We start from the raw sequence: 14,530 nt of genomic DNA on the forward strand, positions 1-14,530 counted from the left end.
TTTCAAAAATTACTTACCTGCCCTCTTAGCCTCCAAAGCCTCAGCCTCTTTCGTCACTGAACTTTTGTGTCTAGTCTTGGTCTTTTGCTCCTGATTGGCATCCTGAGCCACATTTTTCACACCAACGCTCTTCACATTGTTGTACCACGTAAACAACTGTCTGGTTTCGGCCAAAAAATCCGCTCTAGCTGCAGGAGTAGCACCAAACTTCTTAAGTTCGGCTTCAGCAGCAAGCAAGGCATTGTACCTTTCAGTACTTATTCCGGCACTCGGCTTCTGAGCATCCTCATGAGTATCTTCAGAAGTCTCTTCTTCAGATTCCTCTTCATCATTCTCATCAGCATCCGCAGACTCCCCCACTGGGGGCTGGGGGGCTCCTGAGTCATCCGTGGCATCTTCAGTAGCCTGCCCTTTCGGTTTAAAAAAACTAGCTAACGTTTTAAACATGTTATAAAAAAATTAAATTAAAAAATCACATCAAGTAAAGCCGCAATGCTTTGCGGCTCACACAAAATCAAGCACTCTTGCTCGCCAACAAATCCGCCCTATAGACAGCATCGCCCAGGTATCCTATACTATCCGCCATACCTTTCTTAATAGCCTCCTTTCCGAAGTACATTTTACCCGTAAAAACATCGTCAGATATACCTGGTCTACCAGCTTTCACATTCTTTATAAAAGTGCCTCTAACTACATTCAGCTCAGCCTTCACAGTACTAAGCAACTCCGCCGATAGCGGCTCAATACTATTATAAAGAGCCTTATCCTCAGAGCCATCCGACCTGATGATATTAATCTTGTAGCCCTCTTTTTCGTAGAACTTCGAAGCATCCACATGCATGCTCAGTACACCTATACTGCCCACTTCGCTAGTGGTTTCACTTTCCATAATGATTTCACGGCACTGGCTAGCTACCCAATAATGAGCACTCGCAGCCATACCGGCCACATACGCCACTACAGGTTTTCTCGAGTTTTTCACCACAGCACCCAGCATCTCAGTACCGTCCACTTCACCACCAGGGCCATTCATTTCCAGCACTATCGAGCTTACGTAGTCCATGCTATTGGCCTCCATAATCCAGCTCGCAAAATCCTCGCTTCCATAGCTACACATTCCGCCATAACGGGTCATGGTGCCTATCATAGGTATAATGGCCACTCCACCACCTTTAGCCTGAGACAAATCCCACGGTTTCCATTTCCCATCAGCTCCTATATGGCTTGCAACAGGTGACTGAGCGGAGCCGAAGTTACTAGGTGCCAAATACGGCCCATGCTTCGCTTTTTGCTCATCCCAAGCCGCCTTCATCTCAGCCATTGAGCCGCCTTGGCTAAGTTTCCTTAGCATAAGAGCGGCCTGGACCTCGTTAAAACGAGGCTCCAAAGCCCAAGTTTTTGAAATTAATTGCTCTATCATAAACCAAGATTACAATACACATTCACCTCTCAATAGGACAGGAATAATAAAAAAAGTGCGAGACCCTATAAGAATCTCGCACTTTTTTAGCTTTTGTAATCAACGCCCTCAATCACATAAACCAGGGTCTATATGCAGGCTAACAAATTCTTGATCAACTCCATTAGGCTCAGCAAAAGCCTCATTTTTACCTAAAGAGTCACTAAAGATACCAATGGTATCAGTAAGGTAAGCAGGCATCTCTACAACAGTAGAAACCGTATTTCCAGCCACAATCTTGCAACTGTCCACACTTGCCACTTTTACCTTCAAACCATCATCTACCTTTATCAGACCCTCAGCTTGAGTAATACCAACAAAGCTAAACAGCCCCATTAAGCACATTACAATAAACTTTTTCATGATAAATAAATTAGATAAATTTTACAATGAACCAAACCTACACTATCTATTTACAACATTATAGGACAGCACAAATCACACAACATAACCATACGCTTTTGCGATATTTCTGCCAGTAGTGCTTTTAACAATGCTAATTGCCTCTAAAGCAGAAAGATTTATACTAGTTCCATTTACAGGATTAATTGTCGCACCTGTTGTTGTCGTGTTCACAATAATAATCTGCCTATTTTGAGGGTAATTAGTTAAGTTTACGGTCTTTGCTCCTGCAAACGTAAGTTCTACCATCATTGGTCTAGGGTCGTTCGCATCTTCCTCTACTGTTACACTTGCAGTGTTCCGGACTTGAATGTTGAAGCTGCTTAATTGATTTTCAGCCTGACCAACCACAACCTTACCCACCGAATTTATCATCAAAGACCTATCAGCTCCTACCGATGCCTTCGCACTAGCATTATTTAAGTCAGCAAACCTCAGAGGGCTAGCAGTACCCAGTACTAGTGCATAGTCAAAATTCCCAGGTACATGCTGTGTCTTCAGTGCCATTCCTGTACCAACTATCATCACTGACCCCGAAAAATCCACCGTCGGGTAGCTATTCAGGCCAAAACTCACCGTATTTATGATGTGAGTATAAAAATTATACCCACCTCCAGTAGTACTCCACTTTATGCCCGTGTATGCTCCTGTGTTAAGTACCACAGACTCCGTATGGTTACCTATCCACACACTCGCAGCTCCATTGCCATTATTATGAAACACCTGCTGGTTATTAGACCCAAAATTCACCGTCAATCCTCCCTGAAAATTCACAAATGCGGCTCCAGACATACCAATAAACCGCAAAGCCGCAGCCGCAAGCGTCACCTCCAGCTGTCCACATGCCAAGCTACTTTGGCTTGTTAGATATATACTCTGCTGTCCATTCTGCACAATATTACACCTATATATATTAGCAGCTGTGTTTATAAAGCTCAACCGGCCATTAGCCGTAAAACTTATAAAAGCCGTGCCAATAGCTGAATTAGTTGAACCACCAAAATAAAACTCCCCTTTATGAAACATAATCAGCGAAGTATCAATCACCCAAGGGTCGTTCGCCGTCGTTCCTAGCAGGTAAATTCTTACATTCTGAATATTCAGCTTATTTACATAATCCCAGCACTTCTCCACGCTCTGAAACCAGTTCTGGTTATTCAGCGAGCCCGCCAAATACTGTTCATCCGTCAAATTATCACTCCCCAGCGTCCTATGACAGTACAACGTCGTCAGCACATAATTCCGCCCGTTCGGTGCATTCAGCACAGCAGAGCCAGTTATACCCACAAAACTACTATACAGCTTCTTAAACTCACCCACTATCAGTTTCAGTATACTCTTCGTAATACCCTCGCTACCAGCCACTCCACGCCTAGGTGTATTATCAATGATGTTGTTCACACCAGCTTCAAACTCATCTGCAGTCATCTTATTATTATTTAACTATTAAAATCCTCACTAAAATCAAAACCAAAATCCGTACTCTCAAAAACCACCGCCACGTCCGAAGACCGCAACGCCACCGCACCTTCTCTACACACACCAGCCACATTCATCACATAGCCAGTCTTATCACCTACTTGCTTTCTGTGTATCACATCCAGTCCGGTCACATCATCACCTATAAGCCATGCATTCTCATTCCCATCACGAAAAAAACACACTACTTTAGCATTCCTATTTGCTTTCAGCCAAGCGTTCACATCAGCTCTCAGTATAGGCATCTCACAGTCTATTGCACAGCTATACGCATGTCCATTATCAGTCAGTTCCTCGTTTTCAGTATAAAAACAAGTATTCTGGGCAAACACCATCTTCGTCACCTCAGCATTCAGCTTCACCACAAAGCCGTTCACACTCAGCACGTCAGCCTGTTTCACCAGCCACAGCTCCTTCACCATACGGCCATTGGTCATTCCCTGCCAATCGCCCAGTTCACCAACATTCACATACATCATAATCCAAACCTATACATATATATACATATCCAATAGTACAGCCGCAATTCAGCACTTTCTCAGCCTGAGCCTGTCGAAGGCACGCAATCCAAGTTCTCCATCACTGGTGGCTGAGCGAAGCCGAAGCCAGCGGAGCCGAAGTGAATAAAGAACCCGTCCTACAAGCCCTCCAAAAACATCCAAATCCAAGACAACTTTAACATGCATAAGACCAAAAAAAAAGAAATAAGACAGTACAGCCGCAATGCATTGCGGCTATTTGTACAACCGCAATGAATAATACTATTTCCCCTTTTGGGGGTTAGGGGGCTGCACAAACCTAAAACTCTTCCTCGGCAAACCCGTCGCCTCTATCGGGTCCTTCATCTCATTATTCTCCCGTTGGATGATCTTATCTAGGTTATCTCTAGTCAGCGTGTCTTCAGCAAAATCAAACAGCTGATGCATGATAATAGCCGAGTTCCGGCTACTATTAAAATAGCACCGGCAGCCATGCGAAAACCCCTTCGCATAAATCCTCGCATAACTTTCCAGAGCCTTTCCAATCTGCTCTAGCATATCTGGCATAATCACACCACGCTCAAACTTTCCACCTACCAAAAACCTCAACTCCACACAATCCTCGGGCATCTCTATCTCCAGCTCATTAGCCTTCGCTCCTTTTTTCTTTCCTGGTGGCAGTCCATCATCATCCGTCGGATTATTCAGGTCTTCCACAATCTCATTCAGCATAATTTGCCTTTCATCATCCTCCAGTTCATACAGCAGTTGGCCCCGCCATTTGAAATTCAAATTCAGATACGCCTTCCTAAGCACAGCCAGCAGAAAAATCTGTCCGATATCCGTATTAGCCCTTATCGGTATCGGCTCTTTACCATAATGTTTCAAAAGGAGATGCCGCACATACGGCTTTACAGGGATCGGCAGAAGCATAATTTCATTTTAGATAGTTTCCCAAAACTATCAAATAAAGTGATAATTATCAAACAAAATAACATTTCGTACAGTCGCCATGCTTGGCGACTCTTGTATCTAAACAACTCCAAAGCCAGCTATTTGCACAATTCCAATATCACACCTCACTACAGCCAAATTGCAGTGCCGCTAAAAACCAACCACCAATCTACCCAAACTCGTAATAAACCGTAATTTTGTAATAAACACACAATTAATTGATTATAAGCATCTAACAACTATACACCGACCAAATCAAACCTGAAAGAACCCTCCGAAATTCTGTAAGAATGTAATAATCAGTCTATAGTAGAAACCAACTACCCTCTATTATTACTAATTTTTGTAATTTCTTACTAAAAAATACAAAAAATAAATAGATTTTGTAATACACAATACTCTCAAATACAGACACTTAAACCCAAACACACTAAAACATTACATTCTTACAAAAAAAACGAAGTTACTAACTGGAAAGGTAAGGAAAACCAAAAGCCACCGCCCGTGCCGCCTTACGAAATTGCACAAATCGGAGAAAATCGGAACCATTCTGTAATTTACCATCAACACCGTACAGCCGCAATGCTTAGCGTCTAATACACTAGCCAAGCAGAACCAAACCAATCTCCCCATTTGGCCAAAAAAAAGAGCCAGCATCACTGCCAGCTCTCAGTACAGACGCCATGTGTCACCCCGAGCGAAGTCGAGGGGCTTGGCGTCTCATAATAAATCCTAAAACCCTACAACACAGCCGGAATCAAATCCGTATTACTCTTCACGGCCTGCACCGTGGCCTCCTTAGCTGCAAGGTCTATCTTGCTAGAGAGCGATGCCAGCTGGGCCGTTGTGCCGAGGTCGAGCAGGTTATCTCCGACAACAATATCCCGATTAACATTAAACGGAATACCACCCGCCACACACCTCAGGTACAGTGTGCCGGACATTGTGGAGCCGTTCTGCACCGACCCGAACTTAAACGCATAAGAACCCGTAAAACTGCCAGAAGCGTTTTGGTTTAGGTCTCTATCATTTGCCGAGGGGTGAAAAGTCACCACATCGGCACCTACTACCGCAATAGTACTATCTATGAAGTTGATTTCAGCATCAACGTAGTTTGCTCTGCTAGCATTTATCTTATTAATTGTAATTATGCCCGTGCCGTTGTTTACAACAGTATTCAACGTACAGTTAGTAATCATAATAACAGCAGCCACATTCGTATTATAAGTAAGCGTACCCGATATACTCACATTAGTCAAACTCGAAGGAGTATTCTGCGTCACATCTCCTACTATAGAGAAATTAGCAAAAGCTCCGTTAGCGGTTCCGTTAGCTTGAATCTTTTTAAATTTCGCTCCTCCCGTCAAAAACTCTAGCCCTACTATGCTCATTGCTGTAATCAGCGTATCACCACTTGCCACCACTGGCTGAGTGCCTATAGAGGGATATTCCAGTTGTGCTTTTACATTTCTTGTTTTAAAGGCTTTCATGACATCATACAAGTCATCCAAGGTGCTGAGTGCGGTTACTGTTATTGTATTTGTTCCGATGTTAACATTAAATGAAGAAGCCAGTTTTGCGACCGCATTTGTTTCAGAAAGGGTTACATTATTATCAACAATGATATTCGGAGATAAAGAAAAAGCATTAACTGCGTCTGCTTGTGTAATATCAAACTGAGAAATTACCTGAGTAGATAAAACAGAGTTGTACGTGGCGAACTGTGCAATTAACGGCATCTTATAAGCACCTGTGCGATGAACAGAAGGATTTGAAACAATTTGCGAAGCAACTACTTTGTCAGTAAGTATATCAGGATTATAATTTGCCGGTGGGTGAGGTACCTCGCCCCACTGAATTGCAATATCAGCTACATTTCCCGCAGAATCTGTTGTTTGATTTATTAATATCGAATTTACATTATCCCACAAAACAAATCTCTGACTTTGATTATTACCAACAGCTTTTACATTTAATGTTCTAAAAAATTTAAAACAAGAAGTTGTTGGACTACTCTCCTCTCTGCAAGCAACCCAATCCGTCATCTGTACATCATATAGATTTAATGTGTTTGATGACCTTTGAATCATCGCCCTTGGAATTGATGACTTTTTAATCGTAACGTTGATATTATAACCATCGATGCCTATACCCCAATCTACATTTGTGAGCTTTAATTTCTCAGCGATTAAAGGACTCGCTTGAAAAAACACACAAAGTGCATTTCTCCAGGAAACATTACTTAACACACCACCACCTCCAATGTAGTGCCAGCCTTTTGTGCTACCGATTTTTATGAAATTTACATTTTTAGCGTTAAGAATCCAGCTCGAAAGGTAAGCACCAATTTCAGCACCACCGCCTCCAGCAGCTACAATAATATTTGTATTGTTTAAAGAAATTGTTGCTCCATTTGTAGCATATAGAGCTCCTGAAGTAAATCCTATAGTTGGATTTTGTATATATATAGTCCCGCCCGAAACTAGATTACCATCATCGCTCCCTATTGTTAATATAGCCGTAGATCCGTACGCAAAAATAGTGGCAATCTGCAACGTTTCTTTAGGTACACTTAACTGCCCGCTCACAGCTAAATTGTCAGCAGTTGCGTATAAATTACCTCTAGCCGGGGCAGTTACTCCTGCAATAGAGGACAAGCCTGATGGATTAACATCAACCGAAGATTGTATTACTGTGCTTCCTGATTTTATGAACGTCATATTTTTTTAAAAATTTAACTATATATAATTGTAGGTAATTTGTCTGCGTAAGTTGTCACTGTCTTCACCAGCTCTATGCCCGCAGGCGTAGTGCCAGCTAGCGTCACTACTATAGTGTTAGCACTAGGCCGTGTAATGGTCTTCACCACTCCGTTTGCATACGTCATGCTGTTTGCCGTGCTAGCAACTATGTCTATGCCCCGTAGGTTTTTAGATACCGTCTCGAAGGTTTCTTTGCTATTCAGCTCAAACACCGCCGCACCCGTGGCGTCGGACACAAACAAGCTAAAACCCGTACCCACCCGCACCACATATATGGCGTTGGGCGTGTACGGAGTCGGAATGGCCGATATCTCTTTATATATCTTCAGCTCCATCTATCACCAGTTTGTCGAAGCCCATGCGGTTTTTGGCAGGCTACCGTTGTAGTACAAGTTGCCGTCTGTCTCGCTTATTTTGTCCAGCTGTGTCTTGTTAGCATGCGAGTGGCTGTTGCCCACAGCAGCGTCTATTTGTGCCGCCGTGCTGGTAGGCTTACCCTGTAGAGCGTTCCAAGTCAGTACCACATCCAAGCTTTCGGCCTCGCTGGTTTTTATCCAAGCTGTGTTGGCCAGGTCATAGAGGTAGTATGCTCCACCGCTTGCTACGGTAGTGTCTGCTGTAGCATTACGCACAAACACATTCATCGCCCTTGTAGGAGCCAAAGCGTTACGAGCAGCTATGTCTGCCACTATAGTGAGCTCATTGGCCGCTGCCAGCCCTGCCGATATCATACTTGTGATATCCGCCTCGTTAATCAGCCGCTTAGGTACACCAGCCGCACTGGTGGTGTATATCTCCATGTAGGTAGCCCCAGCTGCCTGTATAAAATAAACTGCGTCGGCCTGCCAAGTAGCCGGCACAGCCGTTTCTTTGAATACCTTAAATATTTTGTTCATGTTTATGAATTATAAAAATTATAAATTACCAATTTGTACTGCCCCAGTATACCTCACCAGGCTCACCTTTGGGGCCAGGCAAGCCTATGTAATTTGCCAGCCCAGGAATAACGCCTACCTCGGGTTCTAAAACCAGCTGTAGCTCAATGGGTGGCTCCACTTCCAACAAAAGTTCTACCTCAGCCATCACAATCTCGTTTTAGTCAGTTCAAAATCCCCCATTCCTATTGTCACCTCTTTGCCATTCTTCACAGCCTCTAGCTCCCAGTCATACAGCCCATGTTTATTCAGCGTATCAGCCTTATTTATCACAATCTCCAGCCTTTGGCCGGTGGCCACTATAGCCGTTCCAGTCTTCTCAAAAACCAACCTATACGGCTGTGTTTTATCATACACCGCAAACTTAAACGTCGTCCCAGCCACCTGAAACACATCCGGCACATTAAAAACCACGTCACAGTCATTACCTGCCTGACGTCTAATCTTAATCCTATTCTTAACCAAATACGTCGCCATAATTTCAATTTATACTCAATACTAAACCCCTCAAAACAATACTCATAGGACAGATTAAGTACAGCCGATATGCATAGCGGCTCTAGCAGGATTTATGCATTGCGTCTCAGTATCTGAGCCGAAGCCAAAAAAAAAGACCCGGAGCATCGCCCCAGGCCTTTCTAGTAAACCCTAAAATTAAAGAACTCATATCACACCAAGGTGATACATTCATTTAACAGTCTTCAATATCTTCTGCGGCCTACAAGCCACACATCGCACACCATTCTCCCTAAAAAAACAACGCCCACTACAGGAATCCGATTCAGTTCCCCCACCGGGGGCTAGCCGGCTCCTCACCGCGTCAAATCCAGATTTTTACGCACAACCAGCAGCTCAGCCATAGCCGCTTTGGCCATATCCGATATCTCCTTCAGTCTTTTCCTGGTACGTATTCCGGCCGCTTTATTTCCAGCATAAGCCTTTTTTTGATCATCATAAAAAGCCTCACTTTTCACAGCCGCTTCCAGCTGCTCAATCTTACTCGGATTCAGGCTCAATTGTCTCCTCAGAGCCTCCTTATCATTGTTATTCATAAAACATTTGTTAATAATTTAAAAAATATCAGCCTTAAAAATCACCTTCCCAAAATAGAAATCAAACTCCTTCTCATAAGAGTCAAACCTATCAGAAGCCCAAAACATCCTTCCAATAAACCCTCTTCTTTCGTTTTCATTCTTCCCTTCTATTTTCTTTTCTCTAAAAACACCGTCATCTCCTTCAACCAAATCAACCGGCTCAGGCCGTGCCATGTAGTACATTTTCTCCAAGGTCGTCAACCCACTGCTGTCTGCCTGAGCCTGTCGAAGGCCACAATCACAATCCTCCAGCGTCATCATACATTCCCCCAGGTTTTAATTTTATACAATCCCGCCAAATAACTATACAGCTCAGGTGATCCAGGCGGAAAACCTCCATCTTCAGAAGGCTTTTCCTTTGGTTTCCCCACAAACTTTTCCTTCTCCTTCCTGAGTTTATACTCCTTCTCTGCCTTCAGCCAAGCACTCACACGCTTATTTTCAATAACACCAGCGTTTACCAGCACCTCTATCTCCTTCACGCTCAACCGCTTCACTATCTTATCATTACCTTTCTTAATCCTGTACAACAGCAGTAAGTCCCTTCCAGTCTTACAATGCTTCGACCACCTAATTTCGTATTCGTACATCCTTGCCATATCAGTATTTTAAAGAAGTCCAGTGAATAATCCTGCCTTTGTACCCAGCTCCAAACCACTCAAAAAACTCATCAACAGTATCAAAGCCATCATTCTTTGCTAGCTTCTTAATTTCGTTTTCCCACTGGTACCTGTTATCAATTCTTACGCTAAAACACAGCAGAGCCTCCTTACCCGTTTTTTTATCTATTTTCTTCAAATAAATGCGAGGGTGATCAAGGCTATGCGGCTTAGGAGGCTCAGGTATAATTTCAATCTTCTGCACACTCACCACAGACACTCTAGGAGCAAACCTATAAGCATTATTAGTCCGCACTCCAGTGTAGAAGTCTATCATCACACCAGGCTTCCATCTAATGTCCTCTCTTATTGAGTGCAGCTTTGGGGCATAAGTCCCCACCGCCATCTGTCCATAAGGGCTATCTTTCATAATATCGTTCCAGTCCACTATCTTAATCAAAACCTCCGACATCAAGCACAGCAGCACCTTCTCCGGAAACAAAGTAGGCTTACCGTCATCCGTTTTAGTTTTAAATCCTAACGTCATCGCCTTAGCAGTTTACATTTTTATCAAAAATCCCCAAATCCTCCAGAGCCTGGCATACATCACATTTCAGCCGGTACAACACATACAAAAAACCTATCAATTTCATTTTACCAAAAATTTATTAGTGAGATAATCAATTTACTTATTCAAATCAAGCTCCCCCACTGGGGCGGTCCGTCGTTACGGCAGGGGGGGCTAAAGCTGGATGCTCAGCCAAGCCTAGCAACGCATTCTGTTGCCAAGTCAAAAACGCCTTCAGATAAGCCAGATATTCAGCCTCGTGGCAAGCCTTCACTGTCTTGGCCGCCACACCTTCAGCTATAAAATCCGCAGTCCGCTTCTCAAACGTGAAAAACTCATACCGGCTCTGATTCCCGTCAGTCGATACAAACCACCTAAACCCACGCCCTTCATTCCCATTGCCCTCTACCTTGTAAAAAGCATTAAAAGCAGGATACATATACCATCCGTTTGTCATGAGATAATCAATTTCCAGTAGTTTCTTCAATAATCAGCCTATCCAATATTGGTAAAACAGCTTCAATACTTTTGAACTGTTCATTAGTGTCTAAGTGGCTTAAATAAACCGTTCCATTTTTCTCAACAATCACAATGCAAAGAGGAAAACAGATAATCTTTTCGCCTTCAGAATTGTAATTCTCATAATTAAAATCCATCCCGGATTCAATTAACTTAGTTGCAATTTTTAACATCCTTTTACTTAATTTATTAGTGAGATAATCTAAAATCCTAAATCTAAAATCGACAATCAAAACGCCTTCAACTGCCCAGAATCACCGGGTACAGGATTACCCTGGTCACTGACCTGCGGTGCCTGAGCGGAGTCGAAGGCAGTCTTAATAAAAATACACTCCTTCGTTCCCTTCGCCTCAGTTGCCCTTATTTCGCCATTTCTGTACTCCTCTACGTTCACATGCTTCATAATTCGGCCATCTTTGCCTAGCAGATTCTTCGGATTCATCACATAGCCTTTATACTGGCACCACGCCCTCATTCTGTCCATAAAGCCCTGAGGAGTCAAATTCGGGCTGATTCGTTTCTTGGCATCCTCAAACACCACATGTCTCTGTACAAAGCTGTCCAACCTACCATTATCCTGGTGGAAAAACTCATCTGCCCAAGCCATCATACCAGGGCCCATTCTTTGCACCAAAATATTCTTCAGTACATTTTCCTCGGCACTCTCTACTTTGCCATGTATAAGCCAGCTCTGCACGCACCTCGCAAACACATTATCCGTCAGATTCCACTGTTCAGCGTCAAAATCCTCAAACAACGTCATACCAAACTCATCCTTCGGCAATCTCTCCTCCCTGTATTCACCGTTAGGGTTCTTGTGGTAATAGTCCGAAAAACTACTAAACCACATCCTTCTCCTGGTACTTTTGTCATTCCTCGCAGGAGCAAAATTGCTCGTAATCGTCATCTTAGGGCTATCCGAAAAAGGAATAATATACTCCGTATTGCCTTTTGGGTTTACAGGCATAAACCCCGTTATAAGGCCATAAAAAAAATCAAAATCAATACCCTTCATGGCATCGTCCACAAACAGATAATCCGTGTGTTCAGTCGTGCCTTCCATTATGTGCGGGTTCTCCAGTTGTTTCTTATCACGGCCATTCAAAAACTTCGTTCTCATGTAGCGGCTCAGTATCTCATAGCTAATACTCTTACCAGTTCCGCCATGGCTTTCGTTTTCGTCACTGGCTCCGGTCATCATATTGTAGTCCATCACCCACACACAATACGCCTCGGCCTTATCCTTATATCTATGCAGCAAATACCCAAACGTCTGCAGCTTCGAAATCAAAATCAACTTTTGCTCATGTATCTCCTGAGCTGTCAAAAGTGGCCCGTCAATACTAAACTGATGCTCCTTCTTATACTTAGCTTGCTCCTCATCAGTCAGTTTATCCAACCTTTCCTCCAGCTCCACACGCCAATACACCCGGCTCGTATTAATCAAAAAATTCAAAAAATGGCAATCCTTCCGTAAAATCTTAATATCAAACTCACCACTTTCATTCTCAAAAACCTCAAAAACAGGTTCCAAAATCTTCACTCTGTCAGGTATTACCTCTTCCTCCCAAGCCACTGCAGGCACTTTGTTGTGTTGTATCGCCTTAATTCCCGTCCGTTCTATTTTCCAGGTTTCGTTCTCAAAAAACATCAGCTGATGACTCTTCCCGGTATCCTTAAAATCAAGGCTCAAATACTTCAAATTATCCATACTCGCCTCCGAAAACTGAGCCGAACGGTGAAACGCATTCCTGATATCCACATAATTGTACCCAACCAACCTCATCACACTATCCACGTTCAGAAACTCCTTCACAAACTGATTAATATTCCTAAATCCAATCTTTTGAACCACATTGCCCTTTTTCCTTACCAATATCTGTCCTGACTTCACCGAAGGCATTTCATAAAGCCCAAAATCATTTCTGTAAAGAAAATTATACATCAGCTCATTATTAGGCTTGTAATCAATCTGAGCACGGCCATTCTTCTTCACCACCTTACCCTCTTTATTCAGCTTCATATTCTCATCCCAGAATCTCATTGGCATGCTCTGCTTCAGACAAGTATCAAACTCTCTTTGTCCATGATTTCTAAAAAAATCCCGCACATCCTTACACTGATTTCCCCTCAGATCATACTCTTTCTTCAGGTCATTTGGCAAAAAAATCAAATGAATATTCAGCCACTCCATGCCTATCTTCACCGCCTCCTGTACACCCGTTGTGTCTATGTCAGGCAGATAATACACCTTCTCAGCTATTCCTGAAAGTTTACTATACTCTTCACTCGTTAGGCTAAACATCTCACTATCAAACCACACCACAGCATAACCCATTGCCGCCACATTCAAGGCATCAGAACCACCAGAGCATATAATAATCTCATTCAGTTTCTTAGCTGGTTTTCTATTACTTTCAACCTCATCCTCCTGCCCTGAGCCTGTCGAAGCGTCACTGTCTTCCAACAGCTGCTCATACTTCTTCTTAGCCATCGCATAGCCAAACATCACACGGCTCTTCTCTCCCCTGATCACGAACCTATACTTCTTATCTCTAGCACTCGGTTTATAAATTTTCTGCCAGGTACCAGCTTCCCACATCAGTATCGGAAAACTAGCCGTCGACCCAAACCTATGCGTTACCAGGTTACCGCTTTTCTCCTCTCTTGAGGTCAAATCATAATGTTTCAGAGAAATCAACCCATACTCCTTGCATAGGTCAATAGCATTCCTCATCGCCACATCATCACCTTTGGCCTCCAACTTATCCTTTTCCAGCTTCAAGTTCAGTCCTTGCAGTCTATCCCACACACGCCTTGCAAAAACCGTCTGAAGCTCACCTTTGTCCCATTCCTTGGTTTCAAAAGCAATATTTCCCACAGGTGCACCCTCTACAGGAGGCAGTTTCTCATACTTATACTCAGCCTTTTGCTTAGTCGTTTCTTGGCTCAGTCCATGCTTTTCAGCCAAAATATTCAGACACTCCACAAAGCTCGGCTTTCGGCTATCCTCACGCATCATCACCTCAAGAGCATTCATCACCAAGAAACCGCCCTTGGTAGTGCCACTATCACCAAAATCCGTTACATAGTAAATACCATTGTACTCCGACAACCTACAGCTCGCACTTCCTTCGTCTCTAATCTTAAAATACTTCTTCGTACCCTCCTTGCCAACAGACTGCGGATAATACTCATGAATAATATCCAAACCACCATTAGTGGCATCATACACCATCTGGGGCGTTACTTTCCATTCCTGTTGTGTCATATCGCCACC

General features: G+C 43.2%; 19 protein-coding genes. 1 reads left to right on the plus strand and 18 read right to left on the minus strand.

Going from position 1 to position 14,530, the window contains the following annotated elements; translation table 11 throughout:
• Nucleotides 1-9: 9 nt before the first annotated feature.
• From EGI31_RS19515 to EGI31_RS19540, 6 genes are all read right to left on the minus strand, one after another.
• The gene (locus EGI31_RS19515; RefSeq protein ID WP_255038837.1) at nucleotides 10-447 is read right to left on the minus strand and encodes a hypothetical protein; all 438 of its coding nucleotides are present in this window, start codon (nucleotides 445-447) and stop codon (nucleotides 10-12) included.
• Nucleotides 448-514: 67 nt separating this feature from the next.
• Nucleotides 515-1,420 (minus strand): S49 family peptidase, encoded by a 906-nt coding sequence (locus EGI31_RS19520; protein ID WP_255038838.1) that lies wholly within the window; start codon nucleotides 1,418-1,420, stop codon nucleotides 515-517.
• A gap of 108 nt (nucleotides 1,421-1,528) precedes the next feature.
• Complete coding sequence (locus EGI31_RS19525) at nucleotides 1,529-1,822, minus strand: hypothetical protein (protein ID WP_255038839.1); 294 nt, start codon at nucleotides 1,820-1,822, stop codon at nucleotides 1,529-1,531.
• 75 nt (nucleotides 1,823-1,897) lie between these two features.
• Complete coding sequence (locus tag EGI31_RS19530) at nucleotides 1,898-3,289, minus strand: hypothetical protein (RefSeq protein WP_255038840.1); 1,392 nt, start codon at nucleotides 3,287-3,289, stop codon at nucleotides 1,898-1,900.
• Nucleotides 3,290-3,300: 11 nt separating this feature from the next.
• Entirely contained in the window at nucleotides 3,301-3,819 is a 519-nt protein-coding gene (locus tag EGI31_RS19535) for a hypothetical protein (protein WP_255038841.1), read from the minus strand.
• Nucleotides 3,820-4,101: 282 nt separating this feature from the next.
• On the minus strand, nucleotides 4,102-4,635 hold the full coding sequence (locus EGI31_RS19540) for a hypothetical protein (protein ID WP_255038842.1): 534 nt from the start codon (nucleotides 4,633-4,635) through the stop codon (nucleotides 4,102-4,104).
• 156 nt (nucleotides 4,636-4,791) lie between these two features.
• On the opposite strand from EGI31_RS19540, the gene EGI31_RS19545 reads away from it, so the two are divergent.
• On the plus strand, nucleotides 4,792-4,968 hold the full coding sequence (locus EGI31_RS19545; RefSeq protein WP_255038843.1) for a hypothetical protein: 177 nt from the start codon (nucleotides 4,792-4,794) through the stop codon (nucleotides 4,966-4,968).
• 545 nt (nucleotides 4,969-5,513) lie between these two features.
• On the opposite strand, the gene EGI31_RS19550 is transcribed toward EGI31_RS19545, so the two are convergent.
• The 12 genes from EGI31_RS19550 to EGI31_RS19605 form a co-directional block, all read right to left on the minus strand.
• Nucleotides 5,514-7,493 carry a hypothetical protein gene (locus EGI31_RS19550; RefSeq protein ID WP_255038844.1) on the minus strand — a complete coding sequence of 660 codons (1,980 nt, stop codon included), beginning with the start codon at nucleotides 7,491-7,493 and terminating at the stop codon, nucleotides 5,514-5,516.
• Between the two features lie 14 nt (nucleotides 7,494-7,507).
• A complete protein-coding gene (locus tag EGI31_RS19555) occupies nucleotides 7,508-7,870 on the minus strand; it encodes a hypothetical protein (RefSeq protein ID WP_255038845.1) in 363 nt (120 codons plus the stop codon).
• 3 nt (nucleotides 7,871-7,873) lie between these two features.
• Nucleotides 7,874-8,431, minus strand: a complete 558-nt coding sequence (locus EGI31_RS19560; protein ID WP_255038846.1) for a hypothetical protein — start codon at nucleotides 8,429-8,431, stop codon at nucleotides 7,874-7,876.
• 25 nt (nucleotides 8,432-8,456) lie between these two features.
• Nucleotides 8,457-8,618: a hypothetical protein gene (locus tag EGI31_RS19565; protein WP_255038847.1), complete on the minus strand. Its 162-nt coding sequence runs from the start codon at nucleotides 8,616-8,618 to the stop codon at nucleotides 8,457-8,459.
• Nucleotides 8,618-8,947: a hypothetical protein gene (locus EGI31_RS19570; RefSeq protein ID WP_255038848.1), complete on the minus strand. Its 330-nt coding sequence runs from the start codon at nucleotides 8,945-8,947 to the stop codon at nucleotides 8,618-8,620. The genes EGI31_RS19565 and EGI31_RS19570 overlap by 1 nt, the downstream gene beginning before the upstream one ends.
• Before the next feature lie 335 nt (nucleotides 8,948-9,282).
• Complete coding sequence (locus tag EGI31_RS19575) at nucleotides 9,283-9,522, minus strand: Hc1-related histone H1-like protein (RefSeq protein ID WP_255038849.1); 240 nt, start codon at nucleotides 9,520-9,522, stop codon at nucleotides 9,283-9,285.
• 18 nt (nucleotides 9,523-9,540) lie between these two features.
• Complete coding sequence (locus EGI31_RS19580) at nucleotides 9,541-9,825, minus strand: hypothetical protein (RefSeq protein WP_255038850.1); 285 nt, start codon at nucleotides 9,823-9,825, stop codon at nucleotides 9,541-9,543.
• Complete coding sequence (locus EGI31_RS19585) at nucleotides 9,822-10,094, minus strand: hypothetical protein (protein WP_255038851.1); 273 nt, start codon at nucleotides 10,092-10,094, stop codon at nucleotides 9,822-9,824. Before EGI31_RS19585 ends, EGI31_RS19580 begins: the two co-directional genes overlap by 4 nt.
• A 70-nt stretch (nucleotides 10,095-10,164) precedes the next feature.
• Entirely contained in the window at nucleotides 10,165-10,710 is a 546-nt protein-coding gene (locus EGI31_RS19590) for a hypothetical protein (RefSeq protein ID WP_255038852.1), read from the minus strand.
• Between the two features lie 151 nt (nucleotides 10,711-10,861).
• Nucleotides 10,862-11,218 carry a hypothetical protein gene (locus EGI31_RS19595; RefSeq protein WP_255038853.1) on the minus strand — a complete coding sequence of 119 codons (357 nt, stop codon included), beginning with the start codon at nucleotides 11,216-11,218 and terminating at the stop codon, nucleotides 10,862-10,864.
• Nucleotides 11,196-11,423, minus strand: a complete 228-nt coding sequence (locus tag EGI31_RS19600; RefSeq protein WP_255038854.1) for a hypothetical protein — start codon at nucleotides 11,421-11,423, stop codon at nucleotides 11,196-11,198. The genes EGI31_RS19595 and EGI31_RS19600 overlap by 23 nt, the downstream gene beginning before the upstream one ends.
• 56 nt (nucleotides 11,424-11,479) lie before the next feature.
• Complete coding sequence (locus EGI31_RS19605) at nucleotides 11,480-14,521, minus strand: hypothetical protein (protein ID WP_255038855.1); 3,042 nt, start codon at nucleotides 14,519-14,521, stop codon at nucleotides 11,480-11,482.
• Nucleotides 14,522-14,530: the final 9 nt, after the last annotated feature.

The sequence above is a fragment of the Lacihabitans soyangensis genome (assembly GCF_024343775.1).
Taxonomy (GTDB): domain Bacteria; phylum Bacteroidota; class Bacteroidia; order Cytophagales; family Spirosomataceae; genus Leadbetterella; species Leadbetterella soyangensis.

Bases quoted from the DNA above. Each gene is read 5' to 3' on its own strand.
- EGI31_RS19515 (WP_255038837.1), bottom strand. From the start codon at position 447: ATGTTTAAAACGTTAGCTAGTTTTTTTAAACCGAAAGGGCAGGCTACT.
- EGI31_RS19520 (WP_255038838.1), bottom strand. From the start codon at position 1,420: ATGATAGAGCAATTAATTTCAAAAACTTGGGCTTTGGAGCCTCGTTTT.
- EGI31_RS19525 (WP_255038839.1), bottom strand. From the start codon at position 1,822: ATGAAAAAGTTTATTGTAATGTGCTTAATGGGGCTGTTTAGCTTTGTT.
- EGI31_RS19530 (WP_255038840.1), bottom strand. From the start codon at position 3,289: ATGACTGCAGATGAGTTTGAAGCTGGTGTGAACAACATCATTGATAAT.
- EGI31_RS19535 (WP_255038841.1), bottom strand. From the start codon at position 3,819: ATGATGTATGTGAATGTTGGTGAACTGGGCGATTGGCAGGGAATGACC.
- EGI31_RS19550 (WP_255038844.1), bottom strand. From the start codon at position 7,493: ATGACGTTCATAAAATCAGGAAGCACAGTAATACAATCTTCGGTTGAT.
- EGI31_RS19555 (WP_255038845.1), bottom strand. From the start codon at position 7,870: ATGGAGCTGAAGATATATAAAGAGATATCGGCCATTCCGACTCCGTAC.
- EGI31_RS19560 (WP_255038846.1), bottom strand. From the start codon at position 8,431: ATGAACAAAATATTTAAGGTATTCAAAGAAACGGCTGTGCCGGCTACT.
- EGI31_RS19565 (WP_255038847.1), bottom strand. From the start codon at position 8,618: ATGGCTGAGGTAGAACTTTTGTTGGAAGTGGAGCCACCCATTGAGCTA.
- EGI31_RS19570 (WP_255038848.1), bottom strand. From the start codon at position 8,947: ATGGCGACGTATTTGGTTAAGAATAGGATTAAGATTAGACGTCAGGCA.
- EGI31_RS19575 (WP_255038849.1), bottom strand. From the start codon at position 9,522: ATGAATAACAATGATAAGGAGGCTCTGAGGAGACAATTGAGCCTGAAT.
- EGI31_RS19580 (WP_255038850.1), bottom strand. From the start codon at position 9,825: ATGATGACGCTGGAGGATTGTGATTGTGGCCTTCGACAGGCTCAGGCA.
- EGI31_RS19590 (WP_255038852.1), bottom strand. From the start codon at position 10,710: ATGACGTTAGGATTTAAAACTAAAACGGATGACGGTAAGCCTACTTTG.
- EGI31_RS19600 (WP_255038854.1), bottom strand. From the start codon at position 11,423: ATGTTAAAAATTGCAACTAAGTTAATTGAATCCGGGATGGATTTTAAT.
- EGI31_RS19605 (WP_255038855.1), bottom strand. From the start codon at position 14,521: ATGACACAACAGGAATGGAAAGTAACGCCCCAGATGGTGTATGATGCC.